The following is a 15,175-nucleotide window of genomic DNA, read 5'->3' on the forward strand; positions in this document are numbered from 1 at the left end:
GAAAAGGGGCGCCCCTTCGGATGAAAGGGGCGCCCCGGGAAAACGTAAGGGAGGTTCGAAAGGTCGCTTACAGCGCGAGCGGCTTGACCAGCGGGAAGGTGATGGTCTCGCGGATCGTGGCGCCGGTCAGCGCGATGAGCAGTCGGTCGATGCCCATGCCCATGCCTCCTGCCGGAGGCATGCCCACGCCGAGGGCCTCGAGGAAGTCCTCATCGATGTCGCAGGCCTCTTCGTCGCCGGCGAGCGCGTCCTTGGCCTGGGCCACGAAGCGTTCGCGCTGCACGATCGGATCGTTGAGCTCGGAGTAGCCGGTGGCCAGCTCGAAGCCGCGCACGTAGAGGTCCCACTTCTCCACCACGCCGGGCTTGGAGCGGTGGCCCTTGACGAGCGGGCTGGTCTCGACCGGGAAGTCGCGCACGAAGGTGGGCTCGTACAGCTTGTCCTCGTAGAAGTGCTCCCACAGGTGTTCGACGAGCTTGCCGTGGTTCTCCACGTCGTCGCGCTCCACGCCGAGCTTGTCGGCGATGGCGCCCAGGTGTTCCACGGAGGTGCCGGGGTTGTCGGGACCGCCGTTGGGCACGATCTCCTCGCCGAGGGCCTCGGAGAGGGAGTCGTACATGCTGATCTGCTTCCATTCGCCGCCGAAGTCGTATTCGGTGCCGTCGAGCAGGGTGACCTTGTGGGAGCCGAACACGTCCATGGCGGTCTTCTGCACGAGCTCCTTGACGAGCTTGCCGATGGTGTCGTACGTGCCGTAGGCCTGATAGGCCTCGACCATGGTGAATTCGGGGGCGTGGGTGGCGTCTACGCCTTCGTTGCGGAAGTCGCGGTTGATCTCGAACACGCGGTCGATGCCGCCGACCAGGCAGCGCTTGAGGAAGAGCTCCGGCGCGATGCGCAGGTAGAGGTCCAGATCGAAGGCGTTCATGTGCGTGGTGAACGGACGGGCAGCGGCGCCGCCGTGCACGGTCTGCAGCATCGGGGTCTCCACCTCGATGAAGTCGTGGTCGTCGAACGTACGGCGCAGCGAGGCGACGGCCTTGGAACGGTTGCGCACCATGTTGCGGATGTTCTCGTCGGCGATCATGCCGATGTACGGCTTGCGCGTGCGGGTGTCCTCGTTGAGGTCCTTGTGCAGGGCGGGCAGCGGCTGCAGGGCCTTGGATGCGATCGCCCAGTCGGTGGCGAACACAGACAGCTCGCCGGTCTTCGAGGAGATCACGCGGCCACGAATGTACAGGTGGTCGCCGAGGTCGACGATCTGCTTGAACTGCTTGAGGGAGTCGGCGCCGATCTCGCGCTTGGAGATCATGCCCTGGATCTTGGTGCCGTCGCCGGCGGACAGCTGCACGAAGCACAGGCCGCCCGCGTTGCGCAGGAACAGCACGCGGCCGGCGATGCCCACCACGTCGTCGGTCTCGTCGCCGGCGTTAAGCTTGCCGTCGTACTTGGCGCGCACGGATTCGATGGTGTCGGTGACGTCGAGGTGCACCGGGTAGGGCTCGATGCCGTCCTTGAGCATCATGGCACGCTTGGCCACGCGCATCTGCACCTGCTCGGGGTGTCCGTAGGAGGAGAGGTCGCCCAGCTTGGCGTTGTTCGGATCGACGGCCTCGTCCAGGGTGGCGCCGGCGTTGATACGGGCGCGGATGTCGGCGTCCTGGTTCAGCAGCAGTTCGGCATGTTCAACGGTGGTAAGGTGACGGCGTTCGCTGCCCTCGGCAGCGTTTTCGGCAGTGTTCTCGCCGTTTTCGATGATGTCTTCACTCATAACTGCACAGTGTAGCGATGCGGCGATACACCGAAAATCCATACTCCTTGAACGCGAAATCACTCGCGAACGTCATCAAAAAATCATGGGGAATCCATTTCGAGATTTCCGAAAAACATGCAGGAATCGTTGAAATCTGGCGCAACACGCCGAGCTTTTGCATGAATCGACGACTCGTGTAATATCTATCGAGGTTCGACGGGCTGTAGCGCAGCTTGGTAGCGCGCTTCGTTCGGGACGAAGAGGCCGCGGGTTCAAATCCCGCCAGCCCGACCAACACAGAAGGATCGCTGGTTTCCAGCGGTCCTTCTTTTTTATTCCGATCCGACCATGCGGATCGCGTGTCGAGGACGATCGCCGCCCATACAATATAGTGCGCATTCAATAGTTCGCTTTCAGTAGTTCGACAGCAAGTAATCGCAACAACGTAATCGCAGGGAATACCACGGAACAATCGTCAGGAAGATCATGAAGAAAAGTCTTATCGCCCTCGCCTTCGGCGCATTCGCACTCGGCGCCGCGGAATTCGTCATGATGGGCATCCTCTCGCAGGCCGCGCACGACATGGGCGTCACCATCCCCCAGGCCGGCCACTACATCTCCGCGTACGCGATCGGCGTGTGCGTGGGTACGCTTATCCTCGTCTTCGGCCGCCGCGTGCCTCCGAAGAACCTCATCATCCTGTTCATGGTGCTGGTGGTGGTCGGCAACAGCATGTCGGCGTTCTCCGTCAACTCCGCCATGCTAATCCTCGCCCGGTTCATCTCGGGCCTGCCGCACGGCGCGTTCTTCGGCACGGCCACGCTGATCGCCAAGATCGTGGCCGACAAGGGCAAGGAGGCGCAGGCGGTCTCCGCGATGGTCACCGGTCAGACCGTGGCGAACATGCTCGGCGTGCCCGCTGGCACCATGCTCGGCGAATTCCTATCGTGGCGTCTCGCGTTCGGCGTGCTCGCCGCATGGGCCGCGGTGACGATCGTGCTTACGCTGGCGTGGATCCCCCGCATTCCCGCCGTGCCCGACAAGGGGCTGGCCGGACAGTTCGAGTTCCTGAAGAAGCGCGGACCGTGGCTGATCCTCGCGGCCGTGTTCCTGGGCAACAGCGGCGTCTTCTGCTGGTGGAGCTACGTTTCGCCGTGGCTGACCACCGTAGGCGGCTACCAGTCCGGCATGGTACCGGTGCTGATGATGCTCGCCGGATTCGGCATGGTGGTCGGCGGTCTTATCGGCGGCAAGATCTGCGACGCATGGCGGTACGCCGGCACCGCCGCGCTTGGCCAGATGATCTCCATGATCGGCCTGGTGATCATCTTCTTCATTCCCGGTGGGCACATCGGCACAGCGATCATGACGTTCGTGGTGGCGTTCGGCCTGTTCTTCGTCTCCTCGCCGCAGCAGCTGCTCATGGCCAACGCCGGCAAGGGCGGCGGCGAGCTGATCGGAGGCGCGACCGTGCAGGTGGCGTTCAACTTCGGCAACGCCGTCGGTTCCATGATCGGCGGCGCCGCGCTGACCATGACCAACATGGACTACCACTATCCGTCGCTGGCAGGCGCTCCGCTCGCCCTGCTCGCCGTGATCTGCCTGGCTGTGTATTCCATGCGTCACGAAACGAACACCGGCGCGTATGAGCGTATGCGCGAGGTGCACGTGTGATCACGCCATGCGTGTTCGTTAGTGTGATCACACTGGCGATGTGTGGGTAAGATCACAGGGATTTCGTCCGTCCGGCACTCCCCCGCGCCGGACGGACATCTAGACTTGGGAACGATGCGTAATCCACGGGACGCGACGAACGCGGACCGGCGTATGACCGACCGGATCAGGGGGATGCATGGGCAACGAAGCAAACACATTTGACGTCAACGGATTCATCCAGGGGCTGGACGCCATATTCTCGGCGCACGACGCCGCTACGAAGGCCGAACCGTACCTGCTGCACGCGCTCGACGAGGCGCGACGACTCAACGACGACGCCGGCCAGCTCACCGTGATCAACGAACTGCTCGGCTTCTACCGTTCGCAGGGCCGTCACGCCGACAATCTGCCGCTGGTCACGGAATCGCTGGAACTGGCCAAGCGCATGGGCCTTGAGGGCAGCGACGCCTGGACCACCACGCTGATCAACGCGGCCACCGCCATGCGCGCGGCTGGCAAGTACGACGATGCGGAACGGCTCTACCGCGACGCGTTGGAATCCGCGGAGAAGACCCTCTCCCCCACCGACCGTCGTCTCGCCGCACTGCACAACAATCTGTCCATCCTCTACAGCGAGACCAACCGGTACGAGCCGGCCGAGCAGGAGCTGCGCAAGGCGCTGCACATCCTCGAATCGTCGAGCGTGAACGCCGCCGAGGACGTGGACGTGGCGTCCACGCATACGAATCTGGCGCTGATCCTGCTCAACGCCGACCGCGACGACGAGGCCATGAAGCATGCGGCCGAGGCGCTGCGCATCTACAAGCGTGGCCATCTGGAGAACAGCGCGCACTTCGCCTCCGCGCTGGCCGGCTACGCGCAGGCGTGCTTCCACGCCGGGCGACTCGACAACGCGGTGCGCGCCTACCGCAAGTCGCTCGCCGTGATCGAGGAATGCTACGGGCACAACGACTACTACACCATCACCAAGGAGAATCTGGACGCCGTGGAACAGGCGGCGGCGAAGGCCGGCGTGAGCGTGCCCGCCGACGACGGTTCCGATTTCTGGAACGACGACAGCGATCAGTTCGTCGGCGATTCGCAGACCGCCGCGCGCATCGCAGGGGCGGCGCAGGAATTCGACTGGCGCATCGCACACGAGGATCAGCCGATGACATCGTCCGCCGCCGCGGCGAAGGCATCGCCCAAGCAGGGCCCCGATGTGACCGCGGCGAACGCAGCCGGCGAAGCGGCAGGCGCGACGACGACATCGCAGGCCACGGCATCTTCTGCATCCGCAACGCCCGCAGCCACGGCCCATCCGTCCATCAGCGGACTGGAACTGGCGAAGCAGTACTGGCTGCACTGCGGCAAGCCGATGATCGCCGACCGCTACCCCAACTACAAGGGCCGCATCGCCGCCGGACTGGTCGGGCACGGTTCGGAATGCTACGGGTTCGACGACGCCATCTCGCAGGACCACGACTTCGCGCCGCGCTTCTGCCTGTGGCTCACCGACGAGGATTACGCCACGATCGGTGAACGGCTGCAGCATGACTACGAGACGCTGCTGCCGCACGAATTCATGGGATTCACGGTGAAGACCGCCGATTCGTCCACGCCGCGAGCGCAAGGCGCGAACCGTCGCGAGGGCGTGTTCTCGATCGGCGACTTCTTCGAGGGCATCACCGGATACCGCGAGGCGCCGGGCAACGACCCGTCCAAGGCACACGAATGGCTGCTGCTCGACGAGGCCACGCTTGCCGCCGCGACGAACGGCAAGGTGTTCGCCGATCCGCTGGGACAGTTCTCCAAGACGCGTCAGGGGTTCAAGAACATGCCCGACGAGGTGCGCATCGCGCTGCTGTCGCGCAGGATCGGTATGATCTCGCAGGCCGGCCAGTACAACTTCCCGCGCATGATCGAGCGCGGCGACGGCGCGGCCGCATGGCTGGCGATCGACGAGTTCGTCAAGGCGACCGCATCGTTCGTATATCTGGTCAACGAGCCGATTACCGTAGGCTATCTGCCGTACTACAAGTGGAGCTTCGCCGCGCTACGCAAACTCAGCCGGGGGCTGGCCACGCGCATGTCCGACGTGTGCGAACAGCTCGAGACGCTGCTGCGCATCTCGTCGGCCGCATGCTACGGCGGCGCGGGATTCGGCGAGGGTGGCAAGGGCGCTGGCCCGGCCGTGAAGCAGGTCAATGAGATCGTCGACCATATCTGCGGGGAGATCGTGACCGAACTCAAGCGCGACGGGCTCACCCGCAGCGACGAGACCTTCCTCGAATGGCAGCGCCCGTACGTGGAGGAGCACATCGTCAACCCGTGGCTGAAGAGCCTGTAGGCCGCAGCATCTCGTTACCATCACCATCACCGTCACGAATCCGTCATCATCACGAATCAAGGAGTCGATACATGACAAGCACCACCGAGGCCGCGGACAAGAACGTGCTGACCAGCACGCTGTGGTACGACGACCAGCACAACGTGAACGAACAGGCGCACAAGGCCGAGCTGATCGTGCGCCACGAATGGCAGCAGTTCCAGCAGGTCAACAACGAAGGCGGCCGCGCCAACTGCCAGGGCAACTGGCCCACCTTCCATCAGATGCGCATCAGTCAGTTCCTCACGTGGCGGCTCGACCTGCTCGACAGCTACGCGCAGGATCTCGACGACGCCGACGAGTCGGGGCGTAATCTGCTCACCGAGAAGTACGCGCGCATGATGGAGTCCACCGAGCCGGAGCGCTACCACAAGGAGCTCGAGCCGTCGCTGCCTGTGCTCGACCCGGAGCGCGTGGATGCGCAGGAGGCCGTGATCAAGCAGCAGGTGGCGTGGGCGCGCGATTTCCGCGAGCGCTATCCGAAGCTCGGTCAGGCCATGCGCGTGCTGACGACGGACGAGGACGTGATCGGCACGACGTCGTTCGAGACGTATCTGCGCGGCGAGCTTGGCACGTATTCGGATCGCACGTTCCACAAGTACGCGCTGATGGTGATCGATCTGCGCAACGCCGGCGTGAACCTGACCGAGCAGACGATCGCCACGACGGTGATCCTCGGCGGTTTCGACGGTCTTGAGGAGGCCGAGGCCGCACAGTAGGGGCGGTGATCGACCACGCGGCTCGTTCGGGTGGATGAGCCGCCGTCCCCGTGTCGTCGTCCCACATTGTGCGATGGGTATTCCGTAAATGGACATCCTGCCTTATGATGAGGGTGTTTCATCAATCAGAGCATCGTCGCCCGGCCATGACTGTCGCGTTTCAACAATGTCGGGGGAAATCGTGGGCGACGTGGCTCCCAACATGCTAAGGAGCATGATGCTGAACAACGAGTATCTCAAGCGCGTCTACGCCCAGGTGGAACAGCGCGACGGAGACCAGCCCGAATTCCTGCAGGCCGTGCGCGAGGTCTTCGAGACCCTCGAGCCGGTTGTCGAGAAGCACCCCGAATACGAGAAGAACGGCGTCCTCGAGCGCATCGTCGAGCCCGAGCGCGTGGTCAAGTTCCGCGTGGCCTGGGTTGACGACGAGGGCAAGGTGCAGGTGAACCGCGGCTACCGTGTTCAGTTCAACTCCGCCATCGGCCCGTACAAGGGCGGTCTGCGCTTCCACCCGACCGTGAACGAGGGCGTCATCAAGTTCCTCGGTTTCGAGCAGATCCTGAAGAACAGCCTGACCACGCTGCCGATGGGCGGCGGCAAGGGCGGCTCCGACTTCAACCCGAAGGGCAAGTCCGACGCTGAGGTCATGCGCTTCTGCCAGGCCTTCATGACCGAGCTGTGCCGTCACATCGGCCAGTTCACCGACGTCCCCGCCGGCGACATCAACGTGGGTGGCCGTGAGATCGGCTACCTGTTCGGCCAGTACAAGCGCATCCGCGACGAATACTCCGGCGTGCTCACCGGCAAGGGTCTGGAGTTCGGCGGCTCGCTCGCCCGTACCGAGGCCACCGGCTACGGCGTGTGCTACTACACCGCCGAGGCGCTGCGCGTGCTGAAGAACGATTCCTTCGAAGGCAAGACCGTGGTGATCTCCGGTTCCGGCAACGTAGCCATCTACGCCGCGCAGAAGGCCGAGCAGCTGGGCGCCAAGGTCGTGACCGTGTCCGACTCCAACGGCTATGTCTACGATCCGAACGGCATCAACGTGGACGTGGTCAAGCAGATCAAGGAGGTCGAGCGCGGCCGTATCAAGGAGTACGCCGAGCGCGTCGAGGGCGCCGAGTACCACGAGGGCTGCTCCGGCGTGTGGACCGTGCCGTGCGACATCGCCCTGCCGTGCGCCACCCAGAACGAGATCAACGAGGAGTCCGCCAAGGCTCTCGTCGCCAACGGCTGCAAGGTGGTCGTTGAGGGTGCGAACATGCCGAGCACCCCGGAGGCCATCGCCGTGTACCAGGAGAACGGCCTGCTGTACGGCCCGGCCAAGGCCGCGAACGCCGGCGGTGTGGCCGTCTCCGGTCTGGAGATGAGCCAGAACAGCTACCGCCTGTCCTGGACGTTCGACGAGGTGGACGCCAAGCTCAAGAACATCATGGAGACCATCGTCGCCGAGTCCCTGGCCGCAGCCAAGGAGTACGGCCACGAGGGCGATCTGATGCTCGGCGCCAACGCCGCCGGCTTCGTCAAGGTCGCCAACGCCATGGTCGCCCAGGGCGTGCTGTGATCCATACCCAACTGTCGATTATGCGCATTAAGCCATAAAACGACAGTTATAGAATTGGCTCTGCCGACGGTTTTCATCGTCGACAGAGCCGATTTTTTTTATCTGTTCGCCGGCATCATATGCATGACATGACGTCTTAGACATGACATCTTGGCACTGGCACCGCTCTATTCCCGATTCCGGCGGACCGTGCGGATGAGGACGCCGGCGATGATGGCGAGACCCGCGATAGCAAGGACCGCGGCCAGTAGGAAGGCGTCAAACGAACCGGAATGTACGGAGAAGATCGGTTCGGGGAAACGGTAGACGGTGAGGAAACCGAGGCTGGCTATCACGAGCAGAAGTAGACCGAACGTGACGGTCAGGGCGCTGATGCCGGTTTTCCACGGGGATGGCGTTTCGGTTTCGTCGGGCGCGTTCAATGCGTTTGCGACAGACGCGTTTCGTTGATTATTGATATCCCCAGTGTTGGGCGCAGGGGTGTGCATAACGGTGGGTTGCTTCGGGGAATTATCCCCAGACTTATCATCGCCGTCCACAGTGAGACGAACCGTTTTCCCGGGAATCGGGATCGTGGGCTCGATTGGGGCCTCGAATGAGGATTCGTCCGACGAGCCGGCACGGAATTCCTCAGTATAGGGGACATCGGGCTCAGTTTCGTGGTTTTTCGCGGACCGTGTCGTGGAGGAATCGGCGAAGGATGTCTTTGGAAGTTCGGTGGTGCTGACGGAGTCGGCAGAGAAGAGGGGAACCTTGGCGGCGTTGGCGGCGAAGGGGTTGGCGGGGAGCTCGGCGGTGATGTCGGCGAGGGAATCGGTGGGGTTGGGAGCGTTGGTGGAGTTGGGGGTGTTGGTAGGCATGGGGTTTGGTCCTTTTGTGTGGGGTAGGTTGATGGGGGTGCGAGGGGAATTGAGTCTGGAAGAAGATAGCGGTGGTGCTCCCCTCAGTCAGCTGCGCTGACAGCTCCCCTCGGAGAGGGGAGCCGGAACTAGTGGTTGTCGAAGGCGCTGACCTCTATGGAGGCGAAGCGGACGGTGGCGTCGATACGGAGGAGCTTGGTGTCGTCGGTGGTCCAGTTGGTGGAATAGTCGTACAGGTCCTCGTCGGAATCGATGTTCGAACCATCCGAAATACCGTTTTCGGAAGTGTTGTCTGAGTTCACGGCATCGGAACCGTCACCGGAATCCTGCGAATTCGTACCGTTGGCCGAACCCGTACCGTCCACCGCACCGGAGCTATCGGCCGAACCAGTATCTGAATCGGCGCTTGGCGCCATGGCGGCGGGGAGTTGTCCGCCGCTCAGGTCTCCGCTCGGCCCTGTGAATCCGCTCAGCAGCGGTGAGTTCGAGGAGAGACCGTGCATGCCGCCGACGCCCATCGGGTATCCCATCGCGTCATTGCCCAGCAGGAATCCGCAGCCACGCGGCATACGCACCACCAGCTGCGTATATTCCACGTTCAGATGGATGGTGCCGGTCGGACATTCCGTGGCATCGCTGAGATTGATTGTCGCGTGGGAAAAGCCGCCCGACTGTTCGCCGCTGAGCGTCAGTCCATTGCGGTACATCCGCATCTGATCATCGCCACTGCCCAATTCGAGATTCGAATACACGTTTTTCACGACGTAGTCACGCGATTCATCGGCAGACGACGTGCCGGCATACGTGACGCCGGTCATCGCCAGTATCGCCACGGCGATGAACAGCAGCACGGCGATCGGCAGCAGTCCGCCGGATTTACGACCGAGGAATCCCAATACCACCAGTACGATGCCGACCACGGCGGCGGAGGCACACACCCAGATCAGGATGGAACGGATCATCTCCTGCGGCCCCGCCTGCGTTATGGCGTTCATCAGCAATACGCCGGCCAATGAGACCAGCATCAGTCCGCAGACCACGCCGACGACGAGGAATCCGGCCGGACGTCTACGCGGACGCGGCTTGGGACTGACAGGAACAGCAGCATCGGCGATGGGTGCCGGCTGGGCGGGTGCGGTTTTCACCGCAGAACCATTCACATCGTTAGCCTTGGCCGTCGCCGCAGTCGCAGTCGCCGCTGTATCAGTCACGCCATCTGACGCCATGACAGTCGTCGCAGATGCGTAGTCCGATGACGCACCCACTCCCCCGGCCCGCGCGCCCCTCATCTCATCCTCCAAGCTACGCACGGGATGAACCGCGGACGATGACCGCACCACATACTGTGCGTGCGATCCGCTCCAATTGAGGAACGCGAGGAATCCGATCGTGACGAAAACGAACATCCACCAGCCGACCGTATCGACACGACCGTCCGTCATCGTTGCGGGCAGGTTCACCATGGCGATGAATCCCGCCCAGAACATGAGGCTTGCGCCGATCAACGGCCACGACAGCTTGCCATGCCCGAGGCGTTGCAGCAGAATATGGCCGTTGCGACTGTCCGGCAGAATCAGCCACGCCAGTCCGTACACGGCCGCGCCCACGCCAAAGAAGCAGCAAGAGGCCGCGAACACGGCCCGGATCAGCAGTTCGCTCACGCCGATGCGGTAGGCGATGCCGCCGCACACGCCGCCGAACCATCGGTATGGCGAGCGCTCGACGGCGCTGTCGCGCACCCATCGGAAGAATCGGGATTCCTTGGGTGGTGCGGACGTTACGGGGGTTGCGGTCTGGGGAGTGTCAGGCGGGATTGCGCCATGAGTGGAACCAGGATCGCCATGCACGGTCGCACCGGCAGGCGCGGTCGTGTCGCCAGACGCGGTCTCATCATGCACGGTCGTGCCGTGCGAAGTCTTATCGTTGTCGTTCATACCTTCATGAGACCACGGTGACATACCATCCGTCTATGGGGGTTTGCCCTGACATTGCCTGACATTTTCCGCGCGATCGCCTGATTTTTCCTGAGATCAGCGGTGACCCGGCATGGTCCGCGCATGGCTGCGGTAGGAATGGAATCATGATGATCGTATTGCAAGCCCCGCCGATCGTGACGCGTCGCACGATTGCCGGCACGACCGCAGGGGGCACCACGCCGAACGCGATACCGGACGCGACGGGAATCGGCACGGCCACGACCACACCCGCAACGTCAGCGGCACCGCTTCGGCCGCTGGCGCCCGCGCACACTCCGCTGTTGCGCCCCGATCGCAAACACGGCGGTCTGTTGTGCGGGGCGTGCTCCGGGCTGGCGGCGCATCTGGGGTTGCCAACGCCGTTGGTACGTGCGTTCATGGTGCTGGCCGCGCCATTGTTCGGATTCGGACTGGTGCTGTACGTCTTTCTCTGGGCGTTCGTACCGAAGGGCGATCCGCGCGCAGTCGAACGGGAACGCACCGACGTGGTAAGCATGCCGCTGGCCAAGGGCAATACCGACGTGATGAGGAGTGCCGCAGTTCGAACGACGGGGATGCCGTATACGAACGCCGCCGCACCGGGCGCCACAACGGGCTCTGCGTACGGTTTCTCCCCGGCGTCTGGCCGTTCGCTCGCCGATCTGTTGCATGACGCGTCCGCCATATCAGTGATCGTGGCGGCATATACGGTGATTGTTCCGCTGACGATGCTGTTGGGTTCTCTGTTCCATGAGTTGTCCCCCGCGATCACGCTGTTTTTCGCCGCCACCGGCGTACTGGCCGATTGGGTGCTGCGGCGGTATCCGCGCACGTCGGGAAGAATCAGCCTGACCGTCGGCCTGTCATTTCTGACGCTGGCATTGTTTGCGTTCTCCACGTATATCGGGTATGAGCGGACCGCCAATCGATCGTTGCGCGTGATCGTCTGCGTGCTGATGCTTGCTGGTGCGGCGGCGTTGATGATCGGCCCGCGCGTTACGGCGATGACCCGTCGTCTCGCCGACGAGCAGGCTGCCAAGGAGCGTGAGGAGGAGCGTGCCGACATGGCCGCGCATCTGCATGACGGCGTATTGCAGACGCTGTCGCTGATTCAGGTGAACGCCGACGATCCGACGATCGTGCGGCAGCTCGCCCATGCCCAGGAGCGCGAACTGCGGTCGTGGCTGTATCAGCGGCGCGGCACGGAGTCGCAGTCGTTCGTCACCGGGCTTAGGGAGGCGGCCGCCGAGGCGGAGGCCCGCGTAGGCGAGCCCATCGATGTGGTGACCGTGGGCGACGTGCGGCCCGACGGATCGCTGACCGCGCTGCTCGAGGCCACGCGCGAGGCGTTGACCAACGCGGCCAAGCACGGCAGGCCGCCAATCAGCGTGTACTGTGAGGTGGTGGACGACGGCGTGGACGTGTATGTAAAGGATCACGGCACTGGCTTTGACCCGCACGCCATCCCCGAGGGGCGGCTTGGCGTTCGCGAGTCGATCATGGGCCGGGTGCTGCGACGTGGCGGGCAGGTGGAGATCGAGTCGTCCGCCGAACTCGGCACCGAGGTGCACATGCATATGCCGATTACTCCGGCAGCCCCGACGGCTCCGACTGTCGGATGAGCGTAGGGAGCGTGACGAATGGAGAGGGTGTCTGTGGGTGATACGTTGAACGATACGTTGAACGGCAATGCGTCGGATGCGTCGGCCGGTGACGATCGACACATCACCGTGGCCATCGTGGACGATCACGAGGTGTTCCGAGCCGGCGTGATCACGATTCTCGGTGACCGGTTCGACGTGGTCGGTCAGGCCGCGGACGTGGAGGGCTCGGTGGCGATGATCACGCAGACCAAGCCGGATGTGGTGCTGCTTGACGTGCATGTGCCCGGCGGCGAGGGTGGTGGCGGCGCGGAGATCATTCTCAAGTCGCGGGAAGCCTCACCCAAGTCGGCGTTTCTGGCGTTGTCGGTGTCGGATTCGGCACAGGACGTGGGCGCAGTGATCCGTGCCGGTGCGTTGGGGTATGTGACCAAGACGATCTCGCGCATGGATCTGGTCTCCTCGATTCATCAGGTGGCGCAGGGGTATACGGTGTTTTCGCCGAAGCTGGCGGGTTTTGTGCTGTCCATGTTCCAGGCCGGGGCTGCGATCGCCGGAGCCGCTTCCAATTGGAGTGCGGGGTCTGGCTCCGACTCGGATTCCCGTACCGGATACGGCATCGCCCCGGAGGAGTTGGACCAGCTCACGCCGCGCGAACGCGAGGTGATGCGACTGATCGCGCGCGGATATACATACCGCGAAGTGGCGGCCAAGCTGTTCATCTCTGTGAAGACCGTGGAGACGCACGCCTCGCGCGTGCTGCGCAAACTGCAGCTGTCGAACCGGGCGGAGCTCATTCGATGGGCCTCCGATCGAAGCATCGTGTAAAACCCCGTACCAGTCGTGTTGGATCGGATGCCGATTCTCTCTCGATTTTCGTTCCACACGCCGTATCGGTACTTTTCTGGGCTTGACACTCCGGGAATCGCACAATCCCGAACATCGATAGGGTCCCGGTACCGTCCTATCAGGTCTTGATTCCATGGCTGAAATCGCACAACTGCAAAGTAGACATTTCATGGCCTTGAAATCTCAAGGGACCTTGAGCCGTACTTTTCAGTTGTGCGATTTTCCCGAGATGCCTGCCCCATAATCCGTCCAGAATATGTCGGGAAGGCAAACAGAAGCTTTCAACTTCCCACAGAATCTCTCACGTCCGCGCTCGCCGTAATAGAGTGGATTAATATGACTCTTCGATTTCGCAGGAACGGCACCTTCCGCGTGCTTCAGATGGCCGATATCCAGGATGGTCCGGACGTCAATGAGGATACGCTTCGCCTGATCCGGGCGGCCATCGCCGAGGGGGATCCCGATCTCATCGTGTTCACCGGCGATCAGATCCGTGGATACGATCCCGCATACATCGATACGTTCCTGCGTCGGCGCGATGACGAGCCCGGCGAGCATATTCGTGCGGTGACCAGACTCGAGGCCCGTGTGCGAGGCATCACGCCGATGGACGAATCCGGCCCCGACGTGGACGCCGATTCCGCCGATCATCAGGCGTTGCTCGCTGCGGCGATGGACGCCACCCGGCAGAAGGTCCGTCGCACGTTCGCCGCGTTCCTCTCCCCTGCGATCGAGGCGCATGTGCCGTTCGCCACAACGTACGGCAACCATGACTTCCAGTGCGGCGTGCTTGTGGACGAGCAGGACGACATGTACCGCGAGTTCGACGGGTGCCTGAATCCGAAGACCGACAACGCTCCGGCACCGACCGACGACGACTCGCGAGCCACGGATAACGCCGATCCGCTGGCCTGTGAGCCCGGCACGTTCGCCCTGCCGATCGCCGCGTCCGACGGCAGCGATCGCATCGCCATGAGCGTGATGATGGTCAACTCCGGCGACTACGCCGGCAAGGCGGGCGACGAGGACGGCGAGCCGGCCTCCTATATGGAGGGCACCCCGCAGGCCCTGCACTCCATCACGCACGAGTTCTACTCCAAGCATTCCCGCGCCCTTGATCTGGCCGACAGCGCCGGCTACGGCTCCCCCAGCCCGGAGGCGCTGAGGTGGCTCGCCGACGTGCAGCATCATCTGGGCGAGGTCAACGGTGACGGCAAGCCCGTGCCGGCCATCGCGTTCCAGCACATCCCCCCGCAGGAGTTCTACCGTTGCCTCCGTCCCGTTCCCGCATGGACGCCGAACGCCGTGGAAGGCACGCGCGCCTTCGCCGGGCAGTGCTATGTGATCGACGAATCCGTGTGCCGTCCCGGTTCCATCCTCGGCGAGTCGATCGGATGCCCGGACGAGGACTGCGGCGAAGTGGACACGTTGCGTCGCACCGGCGGCTATTTCGCACTGTTCACCGGCCATGACCATAAGAACTCGTTCATCGGACACGTGGATGGCCTTGATCTGGGGTATGCGCCCACCTGCGGGTTCGAGTCCTACGGCCCGAAGTCGGCGTTGCGCGGCATCCGCCTGTTCGTGTTCCACGAGGATGATCCAGCGGCGTACGATTCGCGCATGCTCACGTTCGGCGAGCTGATCGGGCCGTACAGCAGCGACGAGGTGCGCGTGTTCTTCGGCGATCATCTGATGACCGACGGCGCCTCGGTGCGCAACCAGCTGCGCCGACCGAAGGTGTTCCTCGCCGCCCTGCTCACGCTCGCCGCCACCGCCCACGTGGTATGGCACGACGTGATTCGTCGCCTGTGGCGCCGGTAATGCAC

Annotated in this window: 10 protein-coding genes and 1 tRNA gene; 8 read left to right on the forward strand and 3 right to left on the reverse strand. The window is 63.3% G+C overall.

Features of this window, described 5'->3' with window-relative positions:
• Positions 1–67: 67 nt before the first annotated feature.
• Entirely contained in the window at positions 68–1,771 is a 1,704-nt protein-coding gene (gene lysS, locus D2E23_RS04780) for a lysine--tRNA ligase (RefSeq protein ID WP_164520682.1), read from the reverse strand.
• Positions 1,772–1,970: 199 nt separating this feature from the next.
• Between lysS and D2E23_RS04785 the strand changes: the two genes are divergently transcribed.
• The 5 genes from D2E23_RS04785 (at position 1,971) to gdhA (ending at position 8,081) form a co-directional block, all read left to right on the forward strand.
• Positions 1,971–2,047: transfer RNA gene (locus D2E23_RS04785), tRNA-Pro, on the forward strand.
• 192 nt (positions 2,048–2,239) lie between these two features.
• Positions 2,240–3,427, forward strand: a complete 1,188-nt coding sequence (locus D2E23_RS04790; protein WP_126029864.1) for an MFS transporter — start codon at positions 2,240–2,242, stop codon at positions 3,425–3,427.
• 178 nt (positions 3,428–3,605) lie between these two features.
• On the forward strand, positions 3,606–5,759 hold the full coding sequence (locus D2E23_RS04795; RefSeq protein ID WP_126029865.1) for a DUF4037 domain-containing protein: 2,154 nt from the start codon (positions 3,606–3,608) through the stop codon (positions 5,757–5,759).
• 71 nt (positions 5,760–5,830) lie between these two features.
• Positions 5,831–6,517, forward strand: coding sequence for a DUF4125 family protein (locus D2E23_RS04800; protein WP_126029866.1), 687 nt, complete (start codon positions 5,831–5,833; stop codon positions 6,515–6,517).
• Between the two features lie 217 nt (positions 6,518–6,734).
• Positions 6,735–8,081: an NADP-specific glutamate dehydrogenase gene (gene gdhA / locus D2E23_RS04805; RefSeq protein WP_126030006.1), complete on the forward strand. Its 1,347-nt coding sequence runs from the start codon at positions 6,735–6,737 to the stop codon at positions 8,079–8,081.
• A 167-nt stretch (positions 8,082–8,248) separates the two neighbouring features.
• Here the strand turns inward: gdhA and D2E23_RS04810 are convergent, their stop codons facing one another.
• Complete coding sequence (locus D2E23_RS04810; RefSeq protein ID WP_126029867.1) at positions 8,249–8,941, reverse strand: hypothetical protein; 693 nt, start codon at positions 8,939–8,941, stop codon at positions 8,249–8,251.
• Positions 8,942–9,069: 128 nt separating this feature from the next.
• Positions 9,070–10,875 carry a PspC domain-containing protein gene (locus D2E23_RS04815; RefSeq protein ID WP_164520683.1) on the reverse strand — a complete coding sequence of 602 codons (1,806 nt, stop codon included), beginning with the start codon at positions 10,873–10,875 and terminating at the stop codon, positions 9,070–9,072.
• A 146-nt stretch (positions 10,876–11,021) separates the two neighbouring features.
• Here D2E23_RS04815 and D2E23_RS04820 point away from each other — a divergent pair, with 146 nt between their 5' ends.
• The 3 genes from D2E23_RS04820 to D2E23_RS04830 all read left to right on the forward strand — a co-directional run bounded on the left by D2E23_RS04820 (position 11,022) and on the right by D2E23_RS04830 (position 15,170).
• Positions 11,022–12,518 carry an ATP-binding protein gene (locus D2E23_RS04820; RefSeq protein WP_126029869.1) on the forward strand — a complete coding sequence of 499 codons (1,497 nt, stop codon included), beginning with the start codon at positions 11,022–11,024 and terminating at the stop codon, positions 12,516–12,518.
• 18 nt (positions 12,519–12,536) lie between these two features.
• A complete protein-coding gene (locus D2E23_RS04825; protein ID WP_126029870.1) occupies positions 12,537–13,325 on the forward strand; it encodes a LuxR C-terminal-related transcriptional regulator in 789 nt (262 codons plus the stop codon).
• A gap of 357 nt (positions 13,326–13,682) precedes the next feature.
• Positions 13,683–15,170, forward strand: a complete 1,488-nt coding sequence (locus tag D2E23_RS04830; RefSeq protein ID WP_126029871.1) for a metallophosphoesterase family protein — start codon at positions 13,683–13,685, stop codon at positions 15,168–15,170.
• The last annotated feature ends 5 nt before the right edge of the window (positions 15,171–15,175 follow it).

The organism is Bifidobacterium callimiconis (genome assembly GCF_003952005.1).
GTDB lineage: Bacteria > Actinomycetota > Actinomycetes > Actinomycetales > Bifidobacteriaceae > Galliscardovia > Galliscardovia callimiconis.